This is a genomic window from Bradyrhizobium aeschynomenes, assembly GCF_013178945.1.
In the GTDB taxonomy this organism is placed as follows: domain Bacteria; phylum Pseudomonadota; class Alphaproteobacteria; order Rhizobiales; family Xanthobacteraceae; genus Bradyrhizobium; species Bradyrhizobium aeschynomenes.
Map to the genome: position 1 here is coordinate 444,604 of NZ_JABFDM010000005.1, position 25,988 is coordinate 470,591.

General features: G+C 65.6%; 21 protein-coding genes. 4 read left to right on the forward strand and 17 right to left on the reverse strand.

Going from position 1 to position 25,988, the window contains the following annotated elements; all coding sequences use genetic code 11:
* The first annotated feature begins 10 nt into the window (after nt 1-10).
* Nucleotides 11-2,686, forward strand: a complete 2,676-nt coding sequence (gene alaS / locus HL666_RS17690) for an alanine--tRNA ligase (RefSeq protein ID WP_172134544.1) — start codon at nt 11-13, stop codon at nt 2,684-2,686.
* 2 nt (nt 2,687-2,688) lie between these two features.
* Nucleotides 2,689-3,915, forward strand: a complete 1,227-nt coding sequence (locus tag HL666_RS17695; RefSeq protein WP_172134545.1) for a cyclic nucleotide-gated ion channel — start codon at nt 2,689-2,691, stop codon at nt 3,913-3,915.
* A gap of 222 nt (nt 3,916-4,137) precedes the next feature.
* On the opposite strand, the gene HL666_RS17700 is transcribed toward HL666_RS17695, so the two are convergent.
* From HL666_RS17700 to HL666_RS17720, 5 genes are read right to left on the reverse strand one after another with little or no spacing between them, the layout of a single operon-like run.
* Nucleotides 4,138-4,380 carry a formate dehydrogenase subunit delta gene (locus tag HL666_RS17700; protein WP_172114358.1) on the reverse strand — a complete coding sequence of 81 codons (243 nt, stop codon included), beginning with the start codon at nt 4,378-4,380 and terminating at the stop codon, nt 4,138-4,140.
* A complete protein-coding gene (fdhD, locus tag HL666_RS17705; protein ID WP_172134546.1) occupies nt 4,370-5,218 on the reverse strand; it encodes a formate dehydrogenase accessory sulfurtransferase FdhD in 849 nt (282 codons plus the stop codon). Before fdhD ends, HL666_RS17700 begins: the two co-directional genes overlap by 11 nt.
* 1 nt (nt 5,219) lies before the next feature.
* Nucleotides 5,220-8,099 carry a formate dehydrogenase subunit alpha gene (gene fdhF, locus HL666_RS17710; protein ID WP_172182674.1) on the reverse strand — a complete coding sequence of 960 codons (2,880 nt, stop codon included), beginning with the start codon at nt 8,097-8,099 and terminating at the stop codon, nt 5,220-5,222.
* 24 nt (nt 8,100-8,123) lie between these two features.
* Nucleotides 8,124-9,680, reverse strand: a complete 1,557-nt coding sequence (locus HL666_RS17715) for a formate dehydrogenase beta subunit (RefSeq protein ID WP_172182676.1) — start codon at nt 9,678-9,680, stop codon at nt 8,124-8,126.
* Complete coding sequence (locus HL666_RS17720) at nt 9,677-10,153, reverse strand: formate dehydrogenase subunit gamma (protein ID WP_172182678.1); 477 nt, start codon at nt 10,151-10,153, stop codon at nt 9,677-9,679. Before HL666_RS17720 ends, HL666_RS17715 begins: the two co-directional genes overlap by 4 nt.
* Before the next feature lie 261 nt (nt 10,154-10,414).
* Here HL666_RS17720 and HL666_RS17725 point away from each other — a divergent pair, with 261 nt between their 5' ends.
* Nucleotides 10,415-11,308, forward strand: a complete 894-nt coding sequence (locus tag HL666_RS17725; RefSeq protein ID WP_172114353.1) for a LysR family transcriptional regulator — start codon at nt 10,415-10,417, stop codon at nt 11,306-11,308.
* A gap of 167 nt (nt 11,309-11,475) precedes the next feature.
* Here the strand turns inward: HL666_RS17725 and HL666_RS17730 are convergent, their stop codons facing one another.
* The 12 genes from HL666_RS17730 to HL666_RS17785 form a co-directional block, all read right to left on the reverse strand.
* On the reverse strand, nt 11,476-11,799 hold the full coding sequence (locus HL666_RS17730) for an antibiotic biosynthesis monooxygenase (protein ID WP_172182680.1): 324 nt from the start codon (nt 11,797-11,799) through the stop codon (nt 11,476-11,478).
* A 169-nt stretch (nt 11,800-11,968) separates the two neighbouring features.
* The gene (locus HL666_RS17735; RefSeq protein WP_172182682.1) at nt 11,969-12,481 is read right to left on the reverse strand and encodes an isoprenylcysteine carboxyl methyltransferase family protein; all 513 of its coding nucleotides are present in this window, start codon (nt 12,479-12,481) and stop codon (nt 11,969-11,971) included.
* Between the two features lie 135 nt (nt 12,482-12,616).
* Nucleotides 12,617-14,941: a sensor histidine kinase gene (locus tag HL666_RS17740; RefSeq protein ID WP_172182684.1), complete on the reverse strand. Its 2,325-nt coding sequence runs from the start codon at nt 14,939-14,941 to the stop codon at nt 12,617-12,619.
* 209 nt (nt 14,942-15,150) lie between these two features.
* Complete coding sequence (locus tag HL666_RS17745; protein ID WP_172114349.1) at nt 15,151-16,539, reverse strand: cation diffusion facilitator family transporter; 1,389 nt, start codon at nt 16,537-16,539, stop codon at nt 15,151-15,153.
* Between the two features lie 108 nt (nt 16,540-16,647).
* Nucleotides 16,648-17,616, reverse strand: a complete 969-nt coding sequence (locus HL666_RS17750) for a zinc-binding dehydrogenase (protein ID WP_172114348.1) — start codon at nt 17,614-17,616, stop codon at nt 16,648-16,650.
* A 137-nt stretch (nt 17,617-17,753) separates the two neighbouring features.
* Nucleotides 17,754-18,173 (reverse strand): CBS domain-containing protein, encoded by a 420-nt coding sequence (locus HL666_RS17755; protein WP_172114347.1) that lies wholly within the window; start codon nt 18,171-18,173, stop codon nt 17,754-17,756.
* Nucleotides 18,174-18,399: 226 nt separating this feature from the next.
* Nucleotides 18,400-19,716, reverse strand: a complete 1,317-nt coding sequence (gene oxlT / locus HL666_RS17760) for an oxalate/formate MFS antiporter (protein ID WP_172182686.1) — start codon at nt 19,714-19,716, stop codon at nt 18,400-18,402.
* 249 nt (nt 19,717-19,965) lie between these two features.
* A complete protein-coding gene (gene oxlT / locus HL666_RS17765) occupies nt 19,966-21,252 on the reverse strand; it encodes an oxalate/formate MFS antiporter (protein ID WP_172134553.1) in 1,287 nt (428 codons plus the stop codon).
* A gap of 205 nt (nt 21,253-21,457) precedes the next feature.
* Entirely contained in the window at nt 21,458-22,957 is a 1,500-nt protein-coding gene (locus HL666_RS17770; RefSeq protein ID WP_172134554.1) for a tripartite tricarboxylate transporter permease, read from the reverse strand.
* Between the two features lie 42 nt (nt 22,958-22,999).
* Nucleotides 23,000-23,494, reverse strand: a complete 495-nt coding sequence (locus HL666_RS17775; protein ID WP_172134555.1) for a tripartite tricarboxylate transporter TctB family protein — start codon at nt 23,492-23,494, stop codon at nt 23,000-23,002.
* A gap of 9 nt (nt 23,495-23,503) precedes the next feature.
* Nucleotides 23,504-24,502, reverse strand: coding sequence for a Bug family tripartite tricarboxylate transporter substrate binding protein (locus tag HL666_RS17780; protein WP_172182688.1), 999 nt, complete (start codon nt 24,500-24,502; stop codon nt 23,504-23,506).
* A 357-nt stretch (nt 24,503-24,859) separates the two neighbouring features.
* Nucleotides 24,860-24,997 (reverse strand): hypothetical protein, encoded by a 138-nt coding sequence (locus HL666_RS17785; protein WP_172114341.1) that lies wholly within the window; start codon nt 24,995-24,997, stop codon nt 24,860-24,862.
* A gap of 377 nt (nt 24,998-25,374) precedes the next feature.
* On the opposite strand from HL666_RS17785, the gene HL666_RS17790 reads away from it, so the two are divergent.
* Nucleotides 25,375-25,869 (forward strand): peptidoglycan-binding domain-containing protein, encoded by a 495-nt coding sequence (locus HL666_RS17790; protein ID WP_172182826.1) that lies wholly within the window; start codon nt 25,375-25,377, stop codon nt 25,867-25,869.
* Nucleotides 25,870-25,988: the final 119 nt, after the last annotated feature.

Genomic DNA, 25,988 nt, shown 5'->3' on the forward strand with positions numbered 1-25,988 from the left:
TTGGATTGCTATGAGCGGCGTCAACGAGATCAGGTCGACCTTCCTCAATTTCTTCGCTGCGAACGGCCACGAGATCGTGCCGTCCTCGCCGCTCGTGCCGCGCAACGACCCGACCTTGATGTTCACGAACGCCGGCATGGTGCAGTTCAAGAACGTCTTCACCGGCGTCGAGAAGCGGCCGTACAACCGCGCCACCACGTCGCAGAAATGCGTCCGCGCCGGCGGCAAGCACAACGACCTCGACAATGTCGGCTATACCGCCCGGCACCACACCTTCTTCGAGATGCTCGGCAACTTCTCCTTCGGAGATTACTTCAAGGAGAATGCCATCGAGCTCGCCTGGAAGCTCGTCACCAAGGAATTCGGCCTCCCGAAGGACAAGCTGACCGCGACCGTCTACATCGACGACGACGAGGCGTTCGGGCTGTGGAAGAAGATCGCGGGCCTCCCTGAGTCGCGCATCATCCGCATCGCCGGCTCGGACAATTTCTGGCAGATGGGCGACACCGGCCCGTGCGGCCCGTGCTCGGAGATCTTCTACGACCACGGCGACAAGATCTGGGGCGGCCCTCCGGGCTCGCCGGAGGCGGATGGCGACCGCTTCATCGAGATCTGGAACCTCGTGTTCATGCAGTACGAGCAGCTCGAGGGCGGCGTCCGCAATCCCTTGCCGAAGCCCTCGATCGACACCGGCGCCGGCCTCGAGCGCGTCGCCGCGGTGCTGCAGGGCAAGCACGACAATTACGACATCGACCTGTTCGTCGCGCTGATCCGCGCCATCGCCGACCTCACCAACGCCGACCCGCAGGGCCCGCAGAAGGCATCCTTGCGCGTGATCGCCGATCACCTCCGCGCCTCGTCGTTCCTGATCTCGGACGGCGTGCTGCCGTCCAACGAAGGCCGCGGCTATGTGTTGCGCCGGATCATGCGCCGCGCGATGCGCCACGCCCAGCTGCTCGGCGCGCGCGAGCCGTTGATGCACAAGCTCGTCGGCGCGCTCACCCGCGAGATGGGTCAGGCCTATCCCGAGCTGATCCGCGCCGAGGCGCTGATCAAGGAGACCTTGCGGCTTGAGGAGACGCGCTTTCGCAAGACCCTGGAGCGCGGGCTTGCCATCCTCGACGAGAAATCGGCCTCGCTCACCAAGGGCGACATGTTCGACGGCGACGTCGCCTTCACGCTGTACGACACCTATGGCTTCCCGCTCGACCTCACCCAGGACGCGCTGAAGTCGCGCGGCATCAGCGTCGACCAGGCCTCCTTCACCGACGCCATGGAGCGGCAGAAGGCGAAGGCGCGCGCGGCCTGGGCCGGCTCGGGCGAGGCGGCCACCGAAACCGTCTGGTTCCCGCTGCGCGAGAAGCTCGGCGCCACCGAGTTCCTCGGCTATGAGACCGAGACCGCCGAGGGCGCCGTCACCGCGCTGGTCAAGGACGGCGCTGAGGTCGACAGCCTCAAGGCCGGCGAGAGCGGCGTGATCGTGCTGAACCAGACGCCGTTCTACGGCGAGTCCGGCGGTCAGGTCGGCGACACCGGCGTGCTGACCGGCGATGGCGTCCGCGTCCGCATCACCGACACCCAGAAGAAGGCCGGCGACCTGTTCGTGCATATCGGAACCGTGGAGCAGGGCACGCTCAAGCTCGGCACCGCGCTGCAGCTCGACGTCGATCACTCCAGGCGCTCCGCGATCCGCGCCAATCATTCGGCGACTCACATCCTGCACGAGGCGCTGCGTCAGGTGCTCGGCGACCACATCGCCCAGCGCGGCTCGCTGGTCTCGCCCGACCGCCTGCGCTTCGACTTCGTCCATCCGAAGCCGATCACGGCGGAGGAGCTCGCCCGCGTCGAGGACATCGCCAACGACGTCGTGCTGGAGAATGCCGAGGTCACGACCCGGCTGATGGGGCTCGACGACGCCCGCGAGGCCGGCGCCCGCGCTCTGTTCGGCGAGAAGTACGGCGACGAGGTCCGCGTCGTCTCGATGGGCAACGTTGCGCGCGACCATGGCAGCAACGCAATGGGCTGGTCGGTCGAGCTGTGCGGCGGCACCCATGTGAAGCGCACCGGCGACATCGGCCTGATCGCGGTGACCTCGGAGAGCGCGGTGGCCTCCGGCGTCCGCCGCATCGAGGCGCTGACGGCGCGCGGCGCCCGCGCCCACGCCAACCACAACCTCTCGCTCGCCAAGGCCGCCGCGGCCGAGTTGCGCACCACCGTCGACGAAGTGCCAGCGCGCATCACCGCGCTGATGGAGGAGCGCAAGAAGCTCGAGCGCGAGCTGTCGGACGCGCGCAAGAAGCTCGCGATGGGCGGCGGCGGCTCCGCGGGTGGCGCGGCGTCCGGCGTCCGCGAGGTCAACGGCGTCAAGCTGATGGCCCGCGCAGTCGAGGGCGTCGAGATGAAGGATCTCAAGTCGCTGGTCGACGAGGCCAAGAAGCAGGTCGGCTCCGGCATCGTCGCCATCGTCGGCCGTGCCGAGGATGGCAAGGCCGGCGTCGTGGTCGGCGTCACCGCCGATCTCACGTCGCGCTTCAACGCGGTCGAGCTCGTGCGCGCGGCGTCGGAGGCGCTGGGCGGCAAGGGCGGCGGCGGCCGTCCCGACATGGCCCAGGCCGGCGGTCCCGATGGAGCCAAGGCGGAGGCCGCGCTGGCCGCGATCGAGAGCGCGATCGGCCGGGACGGCTGATCGTGCCGACGCTCGGGCCGGGCGAGAGCATTCGCGATCCCGATCTGCGGGACCGGCTCTACGAGCTGCTCGAGCACGACCATCTGCCGCTGTCGGTCGGCGCGCGCATCGTGCGGGCCGTCGTCATCGTGATCTTCGCCGATGTGCTGGCGACGATCCTGGCCTCGGTGCCGCAGTTCGACGCCCGCTTCGGCCCGACCTTCACCGCGGTGAAGGTCATGGCCGTGCTGGTGTTCGGCTTCGAGTATGTCGCCCGGCTCTGGAGCGTCGCCGGCCATACGCCGCAGCACGTTTCGCCGCTGCGCGACCGCCTGCAATATGCACTCTCCGCGCTCGGAGTCATCGATCTCCTGGCTTTTCTGCCGGCCGCTGTCGTGCTTGCGTTCGGCGATCACGCCACGCTCGCGGTGCTGGTGGTGCTGCCGTTCCTCAAGCTGGTACGCTATTCGCCGGCGATGCGCTCGCTGCTCGCGGCGATCCAGGCCGAGCGCCGTACGCTCGTCGGCTGCATCGCGATCCTGGCCGGTGCCGTGCTGCTGTTCGCCTCGCTGCTCTATGCGGTCGAGCGCGACGTGCAGCCCGACAAGTTCGGCACCATTCCCGACGCGATGTGGTGGGCGATCGTGACGCTCGGCACCGTCGGCTATGGCGACGTCGTGCCGGTGACCTCGCTCGGCAAGGCGATCTCGGTGTTCACGATCGTCGGCGGCCTCGCGATGATCGCGCTGCCGGTCGCCATCATCTCCAATGCCTTTGCCGACGAGGTGAAGCGGCGCGACTTCGTCGTCACCTGGGGCATGCTGGCGCGGGTGCCGCTGTTCTCACATCTTTCCGCCTCGGAGATCGCCGACATCATGCGGCTGCTGCGCGCGCGCACGATCGAGACCGGCGAAATTCTCGTCCGCCGCGGCGACGTGGCGTCCTCGATGTATTTCATCACCGCCGGCGAGGTCGAGATCGAGCTGCCGACGCAATGTGTGCGGCTCGCCGACGGCACCTTCTTCGGCGAGATCGCGCTGCTGCACCGAACCAAGCGCTCCGGGACCGTGAAGGCCACCCGCAAGACGCGGCTGCTGGTACTCGACGCGCAGGATTTTCACGCCCTGATCGCGCGCATGCCAGCGCTCGCCGCCCATGTCACCACCACGGCAAAGGCCCGCATGGCCGATTCTGGCGACCTCGCCATCGCCGAGCTGTCGCAGGCCGAGCATGAAGAGGAGGGCGGGTAGGTAGGGCGATTGATCTCACCGCCCACGGTGACGGCGGTCGCTCTTAACCCATCCCTTCGGAGCGGTGATCATTGCTGCGGCGACAGCGTAGCCCGGATGAGCGAAGCGACATCCGGGTTCAAGCATGCCCGGAGTGTGTGGTGGCATCGGTCCCGCATGTCGCGTCCACCTGCGCCCTTCGGGCTCCGGCGTCCGCTCATGCGGGCTACGCGACGGCCCGCCTTACGCCTTCTCCTTCGCCACCGCCGCGTCCTTCAGCTTGCCGATTGCTTCCTTCACGGCCGGGTCGAGGCCGGCGCCGCCGGCATCGTGGTGCGCATAGATCGTCTTCAGCATGCGCGGGTCCCAGAACTTCTTGATGTGCTCGGCGACGCCGGCGACCTCTTTCTCCTGCCCCTGGCTCTGAAAGAACTTGCCGATCTGGTTGGCCATGTAGACGAGGCGTTCGGAAGGGTTATGCGACATGGGGCGTGTCCGTCTGTGTTGATCGCGTGCCGGTCTCGGCGCTCGCGACGATCCGTTCGGGATGGGTGAAGATTTCGAAGCCATCGTTGCGGGCGACGGCAATGAGGGTGATGCCGGCGGCCTCGGCCATGCGGATGGCGAGTGCGGTCGGCGCTGACACCGCGACCAGCACCGGCGCGCCCATGGCGGCGGCCTTCTGCACCAGCTCGACCGAGACGCGGCTCGTCATGATCACGAGGCCTTCGGTCGCCGTACTGTGAGTCTGCGCGAGATGACCGGCCAGCTTGTCGAGCGCGTTGTGGCGGCCGACATCCTCGCGCAGGGCGACGATGCCGCGGGCGGGTGTCCAGAACGCCGCGGCGTGCACGGCGCGGGTCTCGTGGTTGAGCTTCTGCAGCGGCTCGATGGCGACCAGCGCCGTCATGACGTCGCGCGGCGTGAAGCGCCGGCCCTGGGGCACATGCGCGGCCGGACGCACCGCTTCGGCGAGGGAGTCGATGCCGCACAGGCCGCAGCCGGTGGGGCCGGCAATGTTGCGGCGGCGCTCGGCGAGGCGTTCGGCGAACGCGTCGGGCAGCCACATCCTGAGCTCGATGCCGTCGTCCAGCTCGACGACGTCGAGCGAGACAATGTCGTCGCGGCTCGTGATCAGGCCTTCGTTCAGGCTGAAGCCGACGGCGAAGTCGCGGAGGTCCTGCGGCGTCGCCATCATGACGGCCTGGGTGCCGCCATTGTAGGTCAGCGCGACCGCGGTCTCCTCCGGCACGCGGCGGTGGCCCTCGGTGAGGGCTCCGTCGCGCCAGACCAGACGATCCGCGATGCGCACTGCATCTCGCATGCTACTCCGCCGCCTCCACGACCGGGGCGATGCGGCGCGAGTTGCGGGCCTGCTCGTCATAGGCCTTCTGCCAGTCCGACGGGCCGTTGGACTGCGACACCTGCACCGCCGTGACCTTGTACTCCGGACAGTTGGTCGCCCAATCCGAGTAGTCGGTGGTGATGACGTTGGCCTGCGTCAGCGGATGGTGGAACGTGGTGTAGACCACGCCCGGCGCCACGCGCTCGGAGATCAGCGCATGCAAGGTGGTCTCGCCGGCGCGGCTGGTCAGCCGCACCCAATCGCCGTCGCGGATGCCGCGCTGCTCGGCGTCGTGCGGATGGATCTCCAGCACGTCCTCGCCATGCCACACCACGTTCTCGGTGCGCCTTGTCTGCGCGCCGACATTGTACTGCGACAGGATGCGGCCGGTGGTGAGCAGGAGCGGGAAGCGCGGGCCGGTGCGCTCGTCGGTCGCGACGTACTCGGTGACCACGAACTTGCCCTTGCCGCGGACAAAGCCGTCGACATGCATGATCGGCGAGCCCTCGGGGAACTTCTCGTTGCAGGGCCACTGCACCGAGCCCATCTCCTCGAGCTTCTGGTAGGAGACGCCGGTGAAGGTCGGCGTCAGCGCCGCGATCTCGTCCATGATCTCCGACGGGTGGTTGTACTTCATCTCGAAGCCCATCGCCTTGGCCAGCCCGATCGTGACCTCCCAGTCGGCCATGCCGTTGAGCGGGCTCATCACCTTGCGGACGCGCTGGATGCGGCGCTCGGCGTTGGTGAAGGTGCCGTCCTTCTCCAGGAAGGTCGAGCCGGGCAGGAAGACGTGGGCGTAGTTGGCGGTCTCGTTCAGGAACAGGTCCTGGACGATGACGCATTCCATCGACGACAGCGCCTGCACGACATGCGTGGTGTTCGGATCGGACTGCAGGATGTCCTCGCCCTGCACGTAGAGGCCCTTGAACGTGCCTTCGATCGCGGAATCGAACATGTTGGGGATGCGAAGACCCGGCTCGGGGTTGAGCTTGACGTTCCACATCGCCTCGAACTGATCGCGCACCGCGTCGCCCGAGATGTGGCGGTAGCCCGGCAGCTCGTGCGGGAACGAGCCCATGTCGCAGGAGCCCTGCACGTTGTTCTGGCCGCGCAGTGGGTTCACGCCGACGCCGCGGCGACCGATGTTGCCGGTGGCCATCGCCAAATTGGCGATCGCGATCACCGTGGTCGAGCCCTGGCTGTGCTCGGTGACGCCCAGGCCGTAATAGATCGCGCCGTTGCCGCCCTTGGCGTAGAGCCGGGCCGCGCCGCGGATCGCTTCCGGATCGACGCCGGAAATGCCGGCGATCGCCTCAGGGCTGTTCTTCTCCAGCGCGACGAATTCCGCCCAGTCCTGGAACTCGCTCCAGTCGCAGCGCTCGCGCACGAAGGTCTCGTTGACGAGGCCCTCGGTGACGATCACATGCGCCAGCGCGGTCAGGATCGCGACGTTGGTGCCGGGCAGCAGCGGCAGATGATAGTCCGCCTTGATGTGCGCCGACTTCACGAGGTCGATCTTGCGCGGATCGACGACGATCAGCTTGGCGCCCTGGCGCAGCCGCTTCTTCATGCGCGAGCCGAACACCGGATGCGCATCGGTCGGGTTGGCGCCGATCACCATGATCACGTCGCTGTCCTCGACCGAGTCGAAGTCCTGGGTCCCGGCCGAGGTGCCGAAGGTGGTGGCGAGGCCGTAGCCGGTCGGCGAATGGCAGACGCGGGCGCAGGTGTCGACGTTGTTGTTGCCGAAGCCGGCACGGATCAGCTTCTGCACCAGATAGGTTTCTTCGTTGGTGCAGCGCGACGAGGTGATGCCGCCGATCGAGTCACGGCCGTGCTTGGCCTGGATGCCGCGCAGCTTCTGCGCGGCGAAGTTGAAGGCCTCGTCATAGGAGACCTCGCGCCAGGGCTGGTCGATGGTCTCGCGGATCATCGGCTTGAGGATGCGCTCCTTGTGGGTCGCATAGCCATAGGCGAAGCGGCCCTTGACGCAGGAATGGCCGCGATTGGCCTTGCCGTCCTTGTAGGGCACCATGCGCACGACTTCCTCGCCGCGCATCTCCGCCTTGAAGGCGCAGCCGACGCCGCAATAGGCGCAGGTGGTGACCGCCGAATGCTCGGGCTGGCCGATCTCGATCACGCTCTTCTCGGTCAGGGTCGCGGTCGGGCAGGCCTGCACGCAGGCGCCGCAGGAGACGCACTCTGAGCCCAGGAAGCTCTCGCTCATGCCCGGCGACACCCGGCTGTCGAAGCCACGGCCCGAGATGGTCAGCGCGAACGTGCCTTGCACCTCCTCGCAGGCGCGGACGCAGCGCGAGCAGACGATGCACTTCGAGGGATCGTAGGTGAAATAAGGGTTGGACTCGTCCTTCGGCAGCCAGGCCGGATTGGCCTCGCCGCAAGCGTCGGCGAACACGTGGTTCTCACCCTGGTTGCCGTAGCGCACGTCGCGCAGGCCGACGGCGCCGGCCATGTCCTGCAGCTCGCAATCGCCATTGGCGGCGCAGGTCAGACAGTCGAGCGGATGGTCGGAGATGTAGAGCTCCATCACGCCCTTGCGCAGCTTCTTCAGCCGCTCGGTCTGGGTGTGAACGACGAGGCCCGCGGCCACCGGTGTGGTGCACGACGCCGGCGTGCCGGCGCGGCCCTCGACCTCGACGAGGCAGAGGCGGCAGGAGCCGAATGCGTCGACCATGTCGGTCGCGCACAGCTTCGGGATCTGCGTGCCGGCCTCCATGGCCGCGCGCATGATCGAGGTGCCCTCGGGAACGGTGATGCTCTGGCCGTCGATGGTCAAGGTGACCATCTTCTCGGACTTGGAGAGCGGGGTGCCGTAATCGGTTTCGTGGATGAGCGACATGGCCGTGTCCTTATTCCCGAATGTCTATTCCGCAGCCTGCAGGCGCGGTTGCTGAGGACCGAAATCCTCGCGGAAGTGTTTCAGCGCCGAGAGCACAGGGTAGGGCGTGAAGCCGCCGAGTGCACAGAGCGATCCGAGCTTCATAGTGCCGCAGAGGTCCTCGACGAGAGCGATGTTCTCAGATACGCGCTCGCCGCGGCGGATCTTGTCGATGGTCTCGGCGCCGCGCGTCGAGCCGATGCGGCAGGGCGTGCACTTGCCGCAGGATTCGATGGCGCAGAACTCCATTGCGAAGCGCGCCTGCTTCGACATGTCGACGGTGTCGTCGAACACGACGATGCCGCCATGGCCGATCAGGCCCTCCTTGGCGGCGAACGCCTCGTAGTCGAACGGCGTATCGAACAGCGCGCGCGGGAAATAGGCGCCGAGCGGACCGCCGACCTGCACCGCGCGCACGGGACGGCCGGTGAACGTGCCGCCGCCGATGTCGTCGACGAGTTCGCCGAGCGTGATGCCGAACGCGGTCTCGAACAGGCCGCCGAACTTGACGTTGCCCGCGATCTGGATCGGCATCGTGCCGCGCGAGCGTCCCATGCCGAAATCCGCATAAGCCTTGGCGCCCTCATCGAGGATGAAGGGGATGGCCGCGAACGACAGGAGGTTGTTGACGACCGTCGGCTTGCCGAACAGGCCATGATGCGCCGGCAGCGGAGGCTTGGCGCGGACGATGCCGCGCTTGCCTTCGAGGCTCTCCATCAGCGCGGTCTCTTCGCCGCAGACATAGGCGCCGGCGCCGGTGCGGACCTCGAGATCGAAGGTATAGTTGGAGCCCGCGATCTTGTCACCGAGCAGGCCGGCCTTCCTGGCGATGTCGATCGCCTTGGTCATGGTCGCGATCGCGTGCGGATATTCCGAACGCGTGTAGATGTAGCCCTTGGTGGCGCCCACCGCGATGCCGCAGATGGTCATGCCCTCGATGAGAACGAAGGGATCGCCTTCCATCAGCATGCGGTCGGCGAAGGTGCCGCTGTCGCCCTCGTCGGCGTTGCAGATGACGTATTTGCGGTCGGCCGCCGTCTGCGACACCGTCTTCCACTTGATGCCGGTCGGAAAGCCTGCGCCGCCGCGGCCGCGCAGGCCCGACGTCGTGACCTCGGCAATGACGGCATCCAGCGACAAGGTCAGCGCACGCGTGAGACCCTTGTAGCCGCCGTGCGCGCGGTAGTCTTCCAGTGAAAGCGGATCGACGATGCCGCAGCGGGCGAAGGTGAGGCGGGTCTGCCGCTTCAGCCACGGGATCTCCTCGGTGAGACCGAGCGAGAGCTTGTGCGAGGTGTCGGCAAGGATCGCGTCGAGCAGCGACGGTACGTCTTCAGCGGTGACAGGACCGAAGCCGAAGCGGCCCTGCGCCGTCTCCAACTCGACCAGCGGCTCCAGCCAGTACAACCCACGCGAGCCGTTGCGCACGATTTCGACATCGACCTTGCGCTCCAGCGCCGCCTTGTGCAGCGCGTGGGCGACCTCATCGGCGCCGACGGCAAGCGCGCCGGCATCACACGGGACAAAAAGACGCACGCTCATCGCTGGGCCTCCGAGACGAGAGCATCGATCCGGGCTTCGTCGAGCCGGCCGAACAGCCGGCCGTCGAGCATCGCCGAGGGCGCGGTCGCGCACAGGCCGAGGCAGTAGATCGGCTCGAGCGTGACGCGCTCATCGGCGGTGGTGTTGCCCATCGCAATCCCTAGCTTAGCCTCGACACGAGCTGCGAGTGCATCGCCGCCGGCAGCCTGGCAGGCCTCGGCGCGACACAGCTTCAGCACGTGACGGCCGGCCTTTTTGGCCCGGAAATCATGGTAGAACGTGAATACGCCGTAAACCTCGGCGCGTGACAGGTTGAGGGCGGATGCGATCATCGGAATGGCATCCTCGGGGACGTAGCCGAACGTCTCCTGCAACGCATGGAGGATGGGCAAGGTTGCTCCCTCCATCTGGCTATGTTCGGCGATGATCTCGGCGCCGCGCGCCGCGTCCCAACTTTCGTACACCGGCGTCATCCTGATCCCGATTCTGCGTTGCAAGCGTTTCGCACATCCAAATTGGAATTGCTCAAGATATCAATAAAGCAGTCCCGTGCTGCGATAGCGAAACGCAATCGTGGGATAGCTAGAAGTTGACGAAAAACAGGCGCTCGCGCGACAGGGCTGCGGCGCGTTTTACCATGTCGGCGACACCCTTGCCGTGATAGAGTTTCACGGTGGCCGACGCGTCCGAAAACGTGCGGAACCAGGCCCATCAACCGCTGGAAGGCCGACCTCTTGATCGACAAGCTCGAACTGCTGCTGGCGCTGGCCAAGGAGCGTCATTTCGGCCGGGCGGCCGAGGCCTGCGGCGTCACCCAGCCGACGATGTCGACCAGCATCAAGCAGCTCGAGGAGATCCTCGGCGTCATGCTGGTGCAGCGCGGTTCGCGGTTCCAGGGGTTCACGCCGGAAGGCGAGCGCACGCTGGATTGGGCGCGCCGCATCGTCGGCGACTTCCGCGCGATGCGCCAGGAGATCAATGGCCTCAAGGACAAGCTTTCGGGCGAAATCCGGATCGCGGCGGTGCCGACCGTGCTGGGCATGGTGGCGTCGCTGACGACGCCGTTCCGCGCCAAGCATCCGGAGGTCCGGTTCCGCATCATGTCGTGCACGTCCGCCGACGTGCTCGGCCTGCTGGAGAATCTCGAGGTCGATGCCGGGCTGACCTACATCGAGAACGAGCCGATCGGCCGCGTGCGCACCATCCCGCTCTACAACGAGAGCTACCGGCTGCTGACCGCGCCCGACGCGATGTTCGGCGATCGCGAGCAGGTGACGTGGAAGGAGGTTGGGCAGGTGCCGCTGTGCCTGCTGACGCCCGACATGCAGAACCGCCGCATCATCGACCGCGCGCTGAAGGCCGCCGGCAACGAGGTGACGCCGACGCTGACCTCGAACTCGCTGCTGGTGCTCTACACCCATGTGAAGACCGGCCGCTGGGCGAGCGTGATGCCGGCCAAGCTCGCCGAGACGCTGGGGCTCGCCGACAAGGTGCGCTCGATCCCGATCGTCGATCCCGTGATCAACTACCAGATCGGCCTCGTTATCCCGCAGCGCGACCCCATGACCCCGCTGATCGCCTCGCTGGTGCAGATCGCCCGCGAGGTCGCGCCGAGCTTGCAGGCGTAGGCATTGGCTTCGTCGCTGCAGGTGGGCAAAGGCGCGTCCGCGCGGCCAGACGCAGCATCACGCGCGCCGCGCCCGCCGTCGGCGTCCATATCTGCCGACAGACGGTGGGCACACGCCGCCTGCGGCGCCGCTTCGCCCACCCTGCGTTCTTGCGGGCCGTTGCGGGCTCAGCCTGCCGTCGTCAATGGCACCCGGACATCGTAATGCGCGGACTGCGCGTCATAGCGACCGAGCAGCGCCTGCGCTGCGGCCGGCACGACGGCCTGCTCATGTGCGGCTCCTGCGAAGCGCTTGACGGCGTCCTCGTCGGTGAACGTCATGATCGTCATGAACTCCACCTCGGTCTCCAGCGGCCGGCGCAGCAGCTCGATGCCGGTGAACCCGACGATCGCTCGGTCCTTGATCGCCGGAAAGATCGTCGAGCGCAGCAGTTCCTCGTAGGCATCCGCATTCGCTGGGCTGGTCCAGCCGCGCCATATCCGCCTCAGCATCGTTGATCCCTTCGGGTGCCAAGATGTCCACCCGCTAGGGATCGCACAGCCTGCGGTCCCGGACTTGCTCAAAATTGCGATTCTGCGGCGTGGATCAAAGCGGCGTGCCGGGGAGGAGGGCACGCGGCTCTTCGATCCTTGATCCTCGTCCGTAGCGGGTCGCGCGCGGTCAATACGAGGCGAACCTGTCTCGCATGATCTTCTCCTCCTGCCGGATGCGCAGCGCCAGCGGCAGGGCATAGATCATCAGTCCAACGACGAGCGTGACATAGGCGTGCAGTGTCAACGCATAGCCGATCAGCTCGGGGACGATGTTGAGGAAGTAATTCGGATGGCGGACGATCCGGAACAACGGGTGCCTCACCAGCGCATGGTCGCGCGCGATCATCAGCTTGACCGTCCAGAACCGTCCGAGCAATTGCGACACGACCAGCAGCATGACCGCGCCGAACAGGTAGATGAGGAAGCCGGTGATGCTGATGGCATCGATCGGCGCGTCGCGGACGAGGCCCTCGGCCGTCGCGGCGAGATAAAAAGCCACATGGGCCATCGCGAGCCAGCGCGACACCGAGGCGCCGTATTCGGTGGCGCCGTCGGCGCGCAGCCGCTTCTCGTTGCGGATCGAGACCGCGAGCATGGCGAAGCGGTAGACGAAGGCGGCGACGATGAAGGCGATGATCACACCCGACACTCCCGTTTTCGGAGCGCTTGCCTTAGTTGTCGATCGGCAGGTGCGTCAATACCTCAGACGTCAGCATTTCCGTTCGCAAGCTGACGGCGACGCTCATCGGCGCAAAGGTGTCCGACGCGTCCACCCTCACGCCGCGACCGAGATGCTCGCCGTGGCCTTGTAGGCGTCGCGGGGGAGGGTGACGCGGACGACGGTGCCGCATTCGATGCGGGAGCGCAACCGCATCGAGCCGCCGTGGAGCTGGGCCAGCGAGCGGGCGATGGCGAGGCCGAGGCCGGAGCCGTGATAGGTCTTGGTCATCTGGCTCTCGACCTGCTCGAACGGCCGGCCGAGCCGCGCCAGCGATTGCGCGGGGATGCCGATGCCGGTGTCGGCGATGATCAGCACGACCTTGTCGTCGAACACGCGGCTGCGCATCGTGACGCGGCCGCCTTCGGGGGTGAACTTCACCGCGTTCGACAACAGGTTGACCATGATCTGCTTGGTGGCGCGGCGGTCGGCGACGACGGGGATGCTGCCCTCGATGTCGGCGTCGAGCACCAGGCTCTTGTCCTGGGCGCGGCCGGAGACGACGCGCAGCGACTCCGCCAGCGTCTTGGCGAGGTCGAGCGGCTCCATGTCGAGCTTCATGCGGCCAGCCTCGATCTTCGACATGTCGAGAATGTCGTTGATCACCTCGAGCAGGTACTGACCGGAGGTCAGGATGTCGTGGCAGTATTCCTGGTATTTCTCCGAGCCGAGCGAGCCGAACATGCCCGAGCCCATGATCTCGGAGAAGCCGATGATGGCGTTGAGCGGCGTGCGCAGCTCGTGGCTCATGTTGGCGAGGAACTTCGACTTGGTCTGGTTGGCCTCCTCGGCCCGGGTCTTCTCCTGCGAGTACTTCTCGGCGAGGTCGGCGAGCTCGATCGCCTGGCGCTCCAGCGCGGTCTGCGAGCGCTGCAGGTCGATCACGGTGGCACGCAGGCGCAGGTCGTTGTCGACCAGCTTCTGCTCGTGCTCCTTGATGCGGGTGATGTCGGTGCCGACCGAGACGTAGCCGCCGTCCTTGGTGCGGCGCTCGGAGATGTGCAGCCAGCTGCCGTCGTCGAGCTGCGCCTCGAAGGTGCGGCCGCCCGGCGCCTGCTGGCTGTTGTCGTGCAGGCGGGTGCGGATCTCCGGCATCTTGCCGACCTCGATGACGGTCTCGTAGGAGGTGCCCGGCGTCACGGCGGAGTCCGGCAGCTTGTGCAGCTTCTGGAAGTGCGAGTTGCACAGCACGAGGCGGTTGTTGGCGTCCCACAGCACAAAGGCTTCCGAGATCGTCTCAATCGCGTCGCGCAGCCGCAGATCCGCCTCGGCGGTCTTCTCGACCAGGCTCTTCTGCTCGGTCACGTCGACGGCGATGCCGATCAGGTGCAGGCCGGAATCGGTGGTGCCCTGGCTCAGCTCGCAGCGCACCCGCAGCCAGATCCAATGGCCTTCGGTGTGGCGCATGCGGAAGCTCTGGTCGATGTGGCGCAGCTCGCCGGCGACGAGCTGGTCGGCGATCGCGAACAGGTCGATGTCGTCGGAGTTCACCAGCGCGTTGACCTCGCCGAAGGTGAGCAGGTCGGTGCGGTTGTCGAGACCGAGCATCGCGAACATCGAGTTCGACCAGAAGATGCGGCCGCGCGACAGGTCCCAGTCCCACAGTCCGCAGCGGCCGCGGTTCAGTGCGGTGTCGATGCGGCCGCGCACGGCGTCGTTGATCAGGTCGCCTTCGCGGGCGCGGGTCGACTGCCAGTGGAAGGCAAAGCCAAGGATCAGGACGACGAAGCCCGTGGTTGCCGACAGCGTGATCGAGAGCGCGGCGTCCGAGCCCCAGATCGGCTCGATCTTCTCCTGGATCACGACGACGCGGCCGGGCAGGGCCTTGATCAATTGCGAGACGGCGAAGGCGGGACGGCCGTTCGGCAGCGTGATCTCGGTGACGGCGCCCTGCAGGCCGGGGGTGGCGAGCAGTTGCGCCGTCGAGATCAGGTCGAGGATACGGTCGTTCTCGCCGAGGGCGGCATCGACCGGGACGCGGGCGAGGATGCGGTGGTCGGCGCCGGTGATGATCACATGGCGGCCAGGCGCAACGCCCCAGGCGGGGATCAGGTCCGGCAGCAGGGTCTGAAGATGCTCAATGTTGGCCATGCGGTCGGGGCGCATCGCCAGATGACCGATGCGGTCCGCCAGCAGATCCGAGATCGCGGCGAGGTCGCGCTTGGTCGCGCCGCGCTTCTGCCGGCTGTGATCGAGCACCTGGACGAAGGCGCCGAGACAGATGGTGACGAGAAAGGCAATGATCAAAGTGGGGACAGCACGACGCAATACCGGCTCAGCAGTCAGCAGCCTTTGATAGGCCGGTTTCGCGATCGATTGCGCCAACCCCTTGATGGAATCAGAAGATTGGACGCACGCGTTCGCGGCATGCGCACGCGCCATGCTGTAGACCCCCGAAACTTTGCTTGGATACCCGAATTTCGAAAGAGCCCCAGCCGCTTCCGAATCAAGTCGATTTGAATCCAGATTTCTCGGGCTGTCGAGAGTCAACGATTTGGCAAAAGCTAATAAATCTTATCCAATGCGGATTTGCCATGGCGAAAAGCCGGCGAGATGAGTCCGAAGCGAGAACGCAGCGTGACGTCAGGGCTTCAGCCGTGCGGCGGCTCGGCGTGGCTGATGACGCGCTTCACGGTCGGGAAGGTGCGCCGTATCCCGCGCTCGATGTGGTCGACATTGTCGTGCACCTTGAGCACGCTCATCGACGGTGCGGCCCGGCAGTGGAAGTTGACGATCTCGCCGGCCTCGGTGTTGCGGACACGGACGTTGTGCACATCGTACATGTCGGTCTCGGCGGCGAAGCGCTGCAAGGCGTCGGCGATCAGCGCGATGCGCTCTGCGGGCGCGTCGATGCCGAACGGCAGCTCGGGCTCGAGCGGCTCGATATGGGTGTCGACCTCGACGTCGGCGCCGAACTCGTCGCGGATGCTGCGTTCCAGCTCGTGGGCGATCGCATGGGCGGCGACCAGTGTCATGTCGCCGTCGACCTCGAGGTCGATGGCGACGATCAGGCGGCCGCCGATATCGTGGACGGTGACGTGGTGGATCGCGAGCCCGGAATTGCGCGCGATCACCATGATGCGCTCGCGGACGCTCTCATTGCTGAGGGCGACCGGCACCGTGGTGAAGGTGACGTCGGCGCCGCCGAGGCTGGCGTCCACCGCCGCCTGCGCATCGCGCTTGATCTCGTGGACGCGGTCGATCGGATAGGTGCGCGGCACCGTGACGGTGGCGTCGACGAAATGCGTGGCGCCGACGAGTCGCACCCGCAGCCGCTCGACGCCGACGACGCCGGCGACCGAACGGATCGCGACGTCGGCTTTCTCCGCCGCGCCATCGGGCGCCCGGTCGAGCAGTGTTTCTACGGTCGAGCGTGCGAGCCGCAGGCCGAGCACCGAGATCATCACGGCGACGGCGACGGCGGCGGCGGAATCGCCCCACCAGAAGCCGAAGGCAGTGAGGACGAGCCCGGCGATGACCGCGATCGATCCGAGCACGTCGGAGGCGAAATGCAGCGCGTCGGCGGCGAGCGCCTGGCTGTGGGTTTCGTGCGCGGCCCGGTGCAGGGCGCGGGCGCGCCAGAAATTCACGGCGATGTCGATCAGCAGCACCACGAACGGGATCGCCGAGAGCTGTGGCGGCGGCGCGGCTTCCCGCAACCGGCTGACGGACTCGACCAGGACGCCGCCGGCCAGCACGTAGAGCAGGGCGATGACGCCGAGTGCCGACAGGCTCTCGAGCTTGCCATGGCCATAATGATGCTCGTCGTCGGCCGGCCGGTCCGATACCCGAACCACCATCCATGTGATGACGGTGGCGACGACGTCGACGGCGCTGTGCAGCGCCTCGGAGACGAGTGCGAGGCTGCCGATCAGGATGCCGACGACGAACTTCGCCGCGGCCATGCTGGCGCTCGCCGCGATCGAAATCGCAGCGACGCGGGCCTTGCCGGAATCGACATGAGAGACGGCGTCCTTCATGGGCGCGGATTTAGCAGCCGATGTCGCGCCGTGAAAGCCGGCATCGCGCGGCAAATTCGTCTTTGCCGCGCACTGTTTCGATTGCGTCTAAATGTCAGAACATTGGGCTCACAAGGTCACCACGATCTTGCCGAGATGCCTGTTCGCCTCCATGTGGGCGAACGCCGCGCCGATGTCGTCGAAGGCGAAGACGCGGTCGAGCGGCAGGCGCAGGGCCCGCGTTTCCACGGAACTCCAGATGTCCTGCTTCACCTCGTCGAAGATCGCGCGGATCTCCTCGATCGAGCGGGTGCGGAAGGTGACGCCGACATAGGTGATGCGGCGCGCCGCGTGCAGGTCGAAATTGAAATCGGCATGGGTGCCGCCGAGCCGGCCGACATTGACGATCCGGCCGAGCACCTTGGTGGCCGCGAGGTTCTGGTTGGCGACGGCGCCCGAGATCTGGTCGACGATGAGGTCGACGCCCTGGCCGCCCGTCGCCTTCAGCACCTGGTCGACCCAGCCGGGATCGCTGGAGTCGATCGCGAGATCGGCGCCGAACTCCTTCAGTCGCTCGCGGCGCGTGGCATCGGTGGAGGAGCCGATCACGAGCGATGCCCCCTTGAGCTTGGCAATCTGCATCGCCATCAGGCCGACGCCGGAGCTCGCGCCTTGTACCAGCACGCTGTGGCCGGGCTGCAGCGCGCCGTTGGTGACGACGGCGTTGTGCATCGTGGTCAGCGCGATCGGCAGCGTCGCGGCCTCGTCGAAGTTCATGTTCGACGGCGCGTGGAACAGGCGGCCGTGATCGGCGAGGGTGTATTCTGCGAACGCGGCGCCGCCCGAGCCCATGACCCGGTCACCGACCTTGAGACCCTTGGCGTCGGGTCCGAGCTCGGCGACCTCGCCGGCCCATTCCATGCCGAGCACGGTGCCGACACCGCCGGCGGCGCCGTGCGCATGTCCCTTGGTCATGCCGAGATCGGCACGATTGAGGCCGCAGGCACGGACGCGCACCAGCACTTGCGTGCCCTTCGGCGCGGGTTTGGCGACGTCGGTGATCGCGGCGCCCTGGGCGCCATACACATAGGCTTTCATCGCAAGCAGTCCTGTCGGGCCAAAGCGAGTGGCGGGATCGAGCCGCCGCTCTTCACTGCGCACCGCCTAACAGGCGGCGCGCAGCTCCGACAAGACCTCGTTTGCGGTAAGACCGTTCCGCTGACCGGCACAATGCGTCAGGCGGCGACCGGAGCTTCCGCTTCGTCGAAGGCCGAGGAGACGTCACGCATGCTGATGACGCCGGCGAGTGCGAAGTCGACGATGACGGGAAGGTGGCGGATGTGGTGCACGTTCATCAGGTGCCGCACATGCTCGAGCGTGTCCTCGGTGCTGCAGGAGATCAGCCGTTGCGGCGAGATCAGCTGTGAGACCTTCAGGTTGACGCCGGCGGCGCCATGCTCGGCGATGGCGCGAACGACGTCACGCTCGGTGAACATGCCGGCCGCGGTGTTGCCCTCGGTGCGGACGACATCCTTGACGACGAGGGCGCTGACATTGCTGGCGCGCATCAGCTGCGCCGCGACGCCGACGGTCTCGTTCATTCGCACCGTGATCACGCGCGCCGTCTTGTTGCGCAGGATGTCTCCGACTTTCATGGCACCCTCCCGTTTGTTTGGCTTCGATGGTTGGAAGTCTGGTATACGTTATGCCAGAAGTCAATGTCGTTCGATGGCTTTTTGTGCGCCGGGCCACCGGAAAAACACATCAGCAACGCTGTCCAGGACGGTGCTCCCTGGCATCTGGTGCTTCGTTTCGGGGCAGAAACAAAAAAAAGAGGCGCACGGGGGTGCGCCTCTCGAAGTCGCGGGAGGAAGAGGGGGCTCATGCCGTCCGGACATCCTGCGCGGCCGGCTCGGCGGCCGAAGCCTCCTTGCCGAGGATGAAGGCGCGGCGCAGCGGCTTGATCACGAACAGCGCCATCAACGCCGCCGTCGCGTTCAGGGCGACGCCGATGACGAACACGGCCTGCCAGCCATATTTGGCCGAGACGAGGCTCGCGAGCGGGACCAGCAGCGAGGCGGTGCCCTTCGCAGTGTAGAGCATGCCGTTGTTGGTCGCGGCATATTTGCTGCCGAAGGTGTCGCCTGAGGTTGCCGGAAACAGGCTGTAGATCTCGCCGAACACGCCGAAATAGACGGCGGTGGCGAGCACGAACACGATCGGGTTGTGCCCGTAATTCGCCAGCGTCAGCAGCATCAGCGCGGCGGTGCCGAAGGCGATGAACATGGTGTGCTCGCGGCCGATCGTATCCGAGATCCAGCCGAACACCGGGCGGCCGAAGCCGTCGAAGATGCGGTCGAGCGAGATCGCGAACGTCAGCGCCGCCATCTGGAAGCCGGCGAGCGTCACCGGCTCGTTGGCGATCTTGAAGTCGTGCGCGATCGGGGCGATCTGGGCTGCGGTCATCAGGCCGCCGGAGGCCACCATGACGAACACCAGATACATGATCCAGAAGATCGGCGTGCGCAGCACCTGCGGCGGGGTGTAGTCGATCTTGCTCTGCGGCAGGTTGAGCTGCTTCTTGCGGGCGGGCGCCGCCACGCTCGGCGGCCGCAGGAAGATCGCGAGCACGAACACGATCAGGCCCTGGCCGATGCCGAAGGTGAAGAACGCGCTCTGATAGCCGCTGGAGGCGATCATGCTGGCGATCGGCACCACGGTGAGCGCGGCACCGGCGCCGAAGCCGGCGGCGGTGGCGCCGGCGGCGAGGCCGCGGCGGTCCGGAAACCATTTCAGCGCATTGCCGACGCAGGTGCCGTACACGGCACCGGCACCGATGCCGCCGATCACGGCGCCGGCGTAGAGCAGAGTGAGGGAGTCGGCGTAGGAGTTCAGCACCCAGGCCAGCGAGATCATGACGCCGCCGAACATGATGACGACGCGCGGGCCGTATTTGTCGACGAACCAGGCTTCGACCGGCACCAGCCAGGTTTCGGTGACCACGAAGATCGTGAACGCCAGCTGGATGGCGGTGCGGCCCCAATGAAACTTCGCATCGATCGGGTCGACGAACAGTGTCCAGCCGTATTGCAGGTTGGCGATCATCGCCATGCAGACGATGCCCATCGCGAGTTGAACCCAGCGGAAGCTGCTGGACTGTGCCTGAACAGGCGGTGTTGCCTCAGTGCTGGAAACCATGTGTCCTCCCAAGACGGCGCTCTCTTTCGGCCTGTCGGGCCGGGCGGCGGGGCCGTCGTCCGTCTGTCTTGGTATACTGGTATAAGATATCCCAGACGGCAATATGGCCTGCGACACAGGGTGCGACATGTTGCTTTGCACACAAGCCGCGCCGGTGCACCAAGCAAAAGAAAACGCTCGGCAAACTGCCGAGCGTCCTCAATCTGGAATCGTTCTATTTTATTTTCGCTGCAGTGCGAAGCGCGCTCCTCAGAGCATCGACTTCTCCACCACGACCTTGCGCCACGGCTTGAGCACCGCGATCGACAGGATCGAGGCCAGGATGTTGGCGCCGGCCGCGATGATGAAGACGCGGTCCCAATCGCCCGACGACTGCTGCATGTAGTTCGCGATCGGCACCAGCAGCGCCGCCGTGCCTTTCGCGGTGTAGAGCAGGCCGGCATTGGTGGTCGCGAACTTGGTGCCGAACGTGTCGGTGCAGGTCGACGGGAAGAGCGAGTAGATCTCGCCCCAGGCGAAGAACACGAAGCCGGAGAGGATCACGAACCAGACCGGATCATGACCGAGCATGTACAGCGCCCAGATGCCGATGCCCTCCATGCCGAAGGCGATGAACATCGTATTCTCGCGGCCGATGTTGTCGGAGATCCAGCCGAAGAACGGACGGGTCAGGCCGTTGAGCACGCGGTCGATGGTGGCCGCGAAGGTCACCGCCGTCATGGTCATGCCGATCAGCGTCACCGGAACGTTGTCGACCTTCCAGTCGCCGGCGATCGGCTTGAGGTTGGCGGTGACCATCAGGCCGCCGGCGCCGACGATCACGAACATGAAGTACATCAGCCAGAAGATCGGCTGGCGCAGCACTTCGGTCGGATTGTAGTTGCGGCGGCTCTGCACCAGGTTCGCGTTCTGAACGACCGCGGGCACCTGGCCTTCCTTCGGTGCGAACAGGAAGAAGGCGAGGATGACGATGATGATGCCCTGTCCCAGGCCGAAATACAGGAAGGTGGTCTGGAAGCCGGAGTCGCGGATCATGGCCTGGATCGGCGCGACGGTCAGCGCCGAGCCGGCGCCGAAGCCGGCCGCCGTGATGCCGGCTGCGAGGCCGCGCTTGTCGGGGAACCACTTCAGCGCGTTGCCGACGCAGGTGCCGTAGACGCCGCCGGCGCCGATGCCCGCGATGATCATGCCGAGATAATAGCCGTTGAGCGAGGTCGCGTAGGCGTTGATCATCCAGCCGATCGCGCAGAGCACGCCGCCGACGAGCACGACGATGCGCGGACCGTATTTGTCGACGAACCAGCCCTCGACCGGCACCAGCCAGGTCTCGAACAGAACGAACAGCGTGAAGGCCCACTGGATCGAGGCCCGATCCCAGCCGAAGGTCTTTGCGATATCGGGGACGAAGAAGGTCCAGCCATACTGGTAGTTGGCGATCATCACCATCGCCAGAACGCCGACCGCGAGCTGCGTCCATCGATAGGCGTCACTTACTCTTGCAGATGCGGGCGCCCCCGCGTGAGCCAAGTCCGTCATGTTTCCTCCAGGCTGTCTATTTTGTCCTAACAGCTATGCGGAGTTTGGTATATGATATGCCAATAGACAAGCGGATTCATTGCGGCCGGGTTGGGCTGGTACGCCAGCCAGCGTAAAAAACCTCGCAGAAGCAAGGCAAATCGCTGCAGCGACAATACGACGCAGCAGGGGAAAATTGTAGCTCGACTATCGGAGTAAGGCGGGTTTAGGCGGTGGCTGCCCGCAGCCGGCTGTAGCCTTCCTGGATCGCCGACCAGAACAGCGCAATCAGTCCGAGCACCATGATGGTGCCGACCAGCCCATTCGAGAAGAACACGGCGAGCGAGCCCTGGGATCCCAGAAGCGATTGGCGGAAAGCCTCCTCGGCCTTGTCGCCGAGCACGATCGCCAGCACCAGGGGTGCGAGCGGATAGCCGCACTTCTTGAACAAATAGCCGAGCACGCCGAACACCAGCATCAGCACGACGTCGAACGTGCTGCTATGCACCGAATAGGCGCCGATGGCGCAGAGCACGAGAATCAAAGGTGCGATGATGCTGAAGGGAATGCGCAGGATCGCTGCGAAGATCGGGACGCAGGTCAGCACGACGAGCAGTCCGACGAGATTGCCGAGATACATCGAGGCGATCAGGCCCCACACGAATTCCTTCTGCTCGACGAACAGCATCGGGCCGGGCTGCAGGCCCCAGATCAGCAGGCCGCCGAGCAGCACGGCCGCCGTCGGCGAGCCCGGCACGCCGAGCGACAGCATCGGCAGCAATGCTGCGGTGCCCGCGGCATGGGCCGCGGTCTCCGGCGCGACGACGCCCTCGATCTCGCCATGGCCGAACTTCTTGCCGCGCTTGGACAGGCGCTTGGCGATGCCGTAGCTCATGAACGACGCCGGGGTGGCCCCCGCGGGTGTAATGCCCATCCAGCAGCCGATCAGGCAGGAGCGCAGCGACGTCAGCCAATAGGCCGGCATCTCCTTCCAGGTGTGCAGCACGACCCGCAGATTGATCTTGGCGTTGCCGCCGCGGAAGCTCAGGCCTTCCTCCATCGTCAGCAGGATCTCGCCGATGCCGAACAGGCCGATCACGGCGATCAGGAAGTCGAAGCCGTTGAGCAGCTCGGTGACGCCGAAGGTCAGCCGCAACTGGCCGGTGATGGAGTCGAGGCCCACTGCTGCGAGTGCGAAGCCGATCATCATCGCCGCGACGGTCTTGAACGGCGGCTCCTTGCTCAGGCCCACGAAGCTGCAGAAGGCGAGGAAGTACACGGCGAACTTCTCTGCCGGCCCGAATTGCAGCGCGAAGCTCGCGACCAGGGGCGCGACCAGCGTGATCATGATGACCGCAAACAGCGCGCCGACGAAGGAGGAGGTGAATGCGGCCGTGAGCGCCTCGCCGGCCTTGCCCTGTTGCGCCATCGGGTAGCCGTCGAAGGTGGTCGCGACCGACCATGGCTCACCGGGTATGTTGAATAAAATCGACGTAATGGCGCCGCCGAACAGGGCGCCCCAATAGATGCAGGACAGCATGATGATCGCCGAGGTCGGCGGCATGCTGAAGGTCAGCGGCAGCAGGATTGCGACGCCGTTGGCGCCGCCCAGGCCCGGCAGCACGCCGATGATCACCCCGAGCACGATGCCGAGGATCATCACCATGATGTTGAAGGGTTGCAGCGCGACGGCGAAGCCGTGAAAAAGGTTGGCGAGTTCTTCCATGCCAGCTGGTCCTGCAACCCGTAAGCCCAATGAAGTTTCTTGTTAGAGTCCGAGCCATTCCTCGACGGGCCCCTTGGGGAGGGGGACCATGAACCAGCGCTCGAAGATCAGATAGGTCACCACCGGCATCCCGATCGCGACCGCCGTGACGGTGAGCCAGCCATACTTGCCGAGCCATCGCATGAACCAGGCGATGAAGATCATGGAGGCGAGATAGATCCCGGTGAAGGGCAGGGCGCCAACATAGATCGCGGTCGGCACTACGACGCTCATGACCTGGCGAAGCTGGCCCCATTCGGCAAAGACTCCGCCGTCGTCCTCGCGCAGCGTATTGCGGAAATTCATCGCGCTCGCGGCGACGATGAGCAGGCCGACGTAGAACGGGAAGAACCCCGCGCGCGGCCCCTCGGCGCCCCAATTGATGCCCGCCTTCACGCTGCCGATGATCACGATGATCCCGAACAACGCGATGGCGAGCGTGACGCCGGCCTCGACCGCCTTGTGACTGGGGCCGGCGGATCCTCCGTGACTACTCATGCGAGCCGCTCAGTTCGAGGCCAGGAAGCCGGCTTCCTTCATCAGGAGCTCGTGCCGCTTCTCTTCGGTCTCGACCCATTTGGCGTAGTCCGCGCCCGTCATGAAGGTGGTGTTGAAGGCGCCGGTCTTCATGAAATCTTGCCATTCCGGCGTCTCCCGAACCTTCTTGAACAGGTCGACGTAGTATTCGATCTGGTCCTTGGTGGCCCGGGGCGACATGAAGATGCCGCGCAGCATCAGATATTCGATGTCGAGCCCCTGGGACTTGCAGGTCGGGATGTCCTTCCAGGCCTTGCCGTCGGTGATCGGCTCGTCATAGCCCATCGGCTTGTCGTCGAACACGCAGAGCGGCCTGACCTTGCCGCCGCGCCACTGCGCCACCGCCTCGATCGGATTGTTGACGGTGGAATCGATGTGATTGCCGACCAACTGGACGGCGACTTCGCCGCCGCCCTTGTAGGGGATGTAGGTGAACTTGGCGCCGGTGGCCTTCTCCATGGCCACGGTGATGATCTGGTCTTCCTGCTTCGATCCGGTGCCGCCCATCTTGAGGGTGCCGCCGGCCTGCTTGACCGCGTCGATGTAGTCCTTGGCGGTCGCGTAGGGTTTCTCGGCGTTGACCCAGAGCACGAACTCGTCGAGCGCGAGCATCGCGACCGGGGTGAGATCCTTCCAGTTGAAGGGGATGCCGGTGGCAAGCGGCGTGGTGAACAGGTTCGACAGCGTGATGATGATCTTGTGCGGATTGCCCGCGGAGGCCTTGACGTCGAGGAAGCCCTCGCCGCCGGCACCGCCGGACTTGTTGATCACCACCAGCGGCTGCTTCATCAAATTGTGCTTGGTCACGATGCCCTGGATCGTCCGGGCCATCTGGTCGGCACCGCCGCCGGTGCCGGCGGGAACGATGAACTCGACAGGGCGGACAGGCTCCCATCCCGCCAGGGCCGGGATCTGCCCCGCCACGAGGGCAATGCCAGCCGCTAAGGCCACGCGTACGGAACGCTTCATCGACGCTTTCTCCCCTTCATTCCCGGATCGCGACGGCTTCTTCCGGCCGTTCTATCCGCTCAAACCACGACTCTATCTTGATACCAGTCCTTGCCATTGTTCAACCACGACGCGCTTCAGGCCATTCCGCGCCGCAGCAGGCGCGGCCGTCGAAACGCAACGCAGTCATCGCCGCAGCATATCGATCGATTTGATTTTGGTATGAGAAACCGACCGACCGCAATGAGGAGATCGGCTGGGATGCCTCGGAGGCCAATTTGTCGCAGCCGTGGGGTCGCCAAAAAGCAAAAGCCCCGGAAGGTCCGGGGCTCTTGATTGGTCTTCGAGGGGGAGGCGCGCTGGCAGCGCGCTCTGGCCTCAGAGTCCGAAATAAGGCAGGTCGCCGTTGCGGTTAGCGGCGCGAGCACTGGTCATCAGCACGCGGTCGAGGGCGGCCAGGAAGCGGCCGAACAGGGACACGGGCTGAACGAGGGGGAGGGCAACGGTCTTGGCCATGGTTTGTCTCCTTCAGTGAGGCGGTATGACGTTCTGACTGAGGAGAATTTACGTATACCAGATGCCAGATACAATGATGGATATTGCATAGCGGTATGAGCATTTTGCGATGCAGCAGGAATGTTACAATTGGGATTTCTTATTGAAACCGGCATTCTCATACTGAAACTGCCGCCCAAAGCAGGATCAAAACGGTACCGAGAGATGGATGTGGCGCGGAAGGTACAATCCAACAATCGCCGACACGGGCGGGAACCCTGCACAATGGAACGCCGTTGATGCGTCAAAGCTGGACGGCGAGAAGAATGCTCATGGATCCGTCGCGCCGTTTCAGGATGGAACAAATTATCGGCAGATTTGCGGGCGAAGGAGGGACCATGCGCGCCTTGATCCTGGCAATGTCCATCCTGACGGTCGTCGCGAGCGCCGGTGTCGCGAACGCCGGCCTGAGCAGCTCACCCCGTACAGCAACGGCACCCGCCGATCCCGCGACCGCCACCCAGGACGCCGATCAGCAGGACGCCAACCAGCAGACCGAGAAGCAGATCGGCCTCACCAAGACGAAGCGACGTGCTGTCCAGCGCGGACTGACTCGGCTCGGGTTCGACACCAGGCCCAACGGGACGTTCGATGACCAGACGCGTGCCGCCCTCTCACGTTGGCAGCAGGAGCGCGGCTATCCCGCGACCGGCTTTCTCGATGCCGCCCAATACAAGGTTCTGATGGCCGCGGCCAAGGAGGCTGCAAAATCCGACCGCCAAGCCCGCCGCAGCGCGGGGAGCCGTACGCGGCAGTCGCGAAGTGCGGGAGGTCCGATCGGCGCGATCGGCGGGGCGATGCATCGGGTGGTGGGCGGAATCTTCGGCAGGTAGCTCGTCCAACCGCGAACAGTTGCAAGACGTCCCGAGCAACCTGGAACGCCGTGTCCGGCGTCCTGGCAGATCGATCATGTCAACCCGCTGGATCGTCCGCGAAAGCGGACGATCCAGGA

What these genes read in the sequence shown, in the direction of transcription:
- alaS (WP_172134544.1), top strand. Translation starts at nt 11, where the DNA reads ATGAGCGGCGTCAACGAGATCAGGTCGACCTTCCTCAATTTCTTCGCT.
- HL666_RS17700 (WP_172114358.1), bottom strand. Translation starts at nt 4,380, where the DNA reads ATGTCGCATAACCCTTCCGAACGCCTCGTCTACATGGCCAACCAGATC.
- fdhD (WP_172134546.1), bottom strand. Translation starts at nt 5,218, where the DNA reads ATGCGAGATGCAGTGCGCATCGCGGATCGTCTGGTCTGGCGCGACGGA.
- fdhF (WP_172182674.1), bottom strand. Translation starts at nt 8,099, where the DNA reads ATGTCGCTCATCCACGAAACCGATTACGGCACCCCGCTCTCCAAGTCC.
- HL666_RS17715 (WP_172182676.1), bottom strand. Translation starts at nt 9,680, where the DNA reads ATGAGCGTGCGTCTTTTTGTCCCGTGTGATGCCGGCGCGCTTGCCGTC.
- HL666_RS17720 (WP_172182678.1), bottom strand. Translation starts at nt 10,153, where the DNA reads ATGACGCCGGTGTACGAAAGTTGGGACGCGGCGCGCGGCGCCGAGATC.
- HL666_RS17730 (WP_172182680.1), bottom strand. Translation starts at nt 11,799, where the DNA reads ATGCTGAGGCGGATATGGCGCGGCTGGACCAGCCCAGCGAATGCGGAT.
- HL666_RS17740 (WP_172182684.1), bottom strand. Translation starts at nt 14,941, where the DNA reads ATGGCGCGTGCGCATGCCGCGAACGCGTGCGTCCAATCTTCTGATTCC.
- HL666_RS17745 (WP_172114349.1), bottom strand. Translation starts at nt 16,539, where the DNA reads ATGAAGGACGCCGTCTCTCATGTCGATTCCGGCAAGGCCCGCGTCGCT.
- HL666_RS17750 (WP_172114348.1), bottom strand. Translation starts at nt 17,616, where the DNA reads ATGAAAGCCTATGTGTATGGCGCCCAGGGCGCCGCGATCACCGACGTC.
- HL666_RS17755 (WP_172114347.1), bottom strand. Translation starts at nt 18,173, where the DNA reads ATGAAAGTCGGAGACATCCTGCGCAACAAGACGGCGCGCGTGATCACG.
- oxlT (WP_172182686.1), bottom strand. Translation starts at nt 19,716, where the DNA reads ATGGTTTCCAGCACTGAGGCAACACCGCCTGTTCAGGCACAGTCCAGC.
- oxlT (WP_172134553.1), bottom strand. Translation starts at nt 21,252, where the DNA reads ATGACGGACTTGGCTCACGCGGGGGCGCCCGCATCTGCAAGAGTAAGT.
- HL666_RS17770 (WP_172134554.1), bottom strand. Translation starts at nt 22,957, where the DNA reads ATGGAAGAACTCGCCAACCTTTTTCACGGCTTCGCCGTCGCGCTGCAA.
- HL666_RS17775 (WP_172134555.1), bottom strand. Translation starts at nt 23,494, where the DNA reads ATGAGTAGTCACGGAGGATCCGCCGGCCCCAGTCACAAGGCGGTCGAG.
- HL666_RS17780 (WP_172182688.1), bottom strand. Translation starts at nt 24,502, where the DNA reads ATGAAGCGTTCCGTACGCGTGGCCTTAGCGGCTGGCATTGCCCTCGTG.
- HL666_RS17785 (WP_172114341.1), bottom strand. Translation starts at nt 24,997, where the DNA reads ATGGCCAAGACCGTTGCCCTCCCCCTCGTTCAGCCCGTGTCCCTGTTC.
- HL666_RS17790 (WP_172182826.1), top strand. Translation starts at nt 25,375, where the DNA reads ATGCGCGCCTTGATCCTGGCAATGTCCATCCTGACGGTCGTCGCGAGC.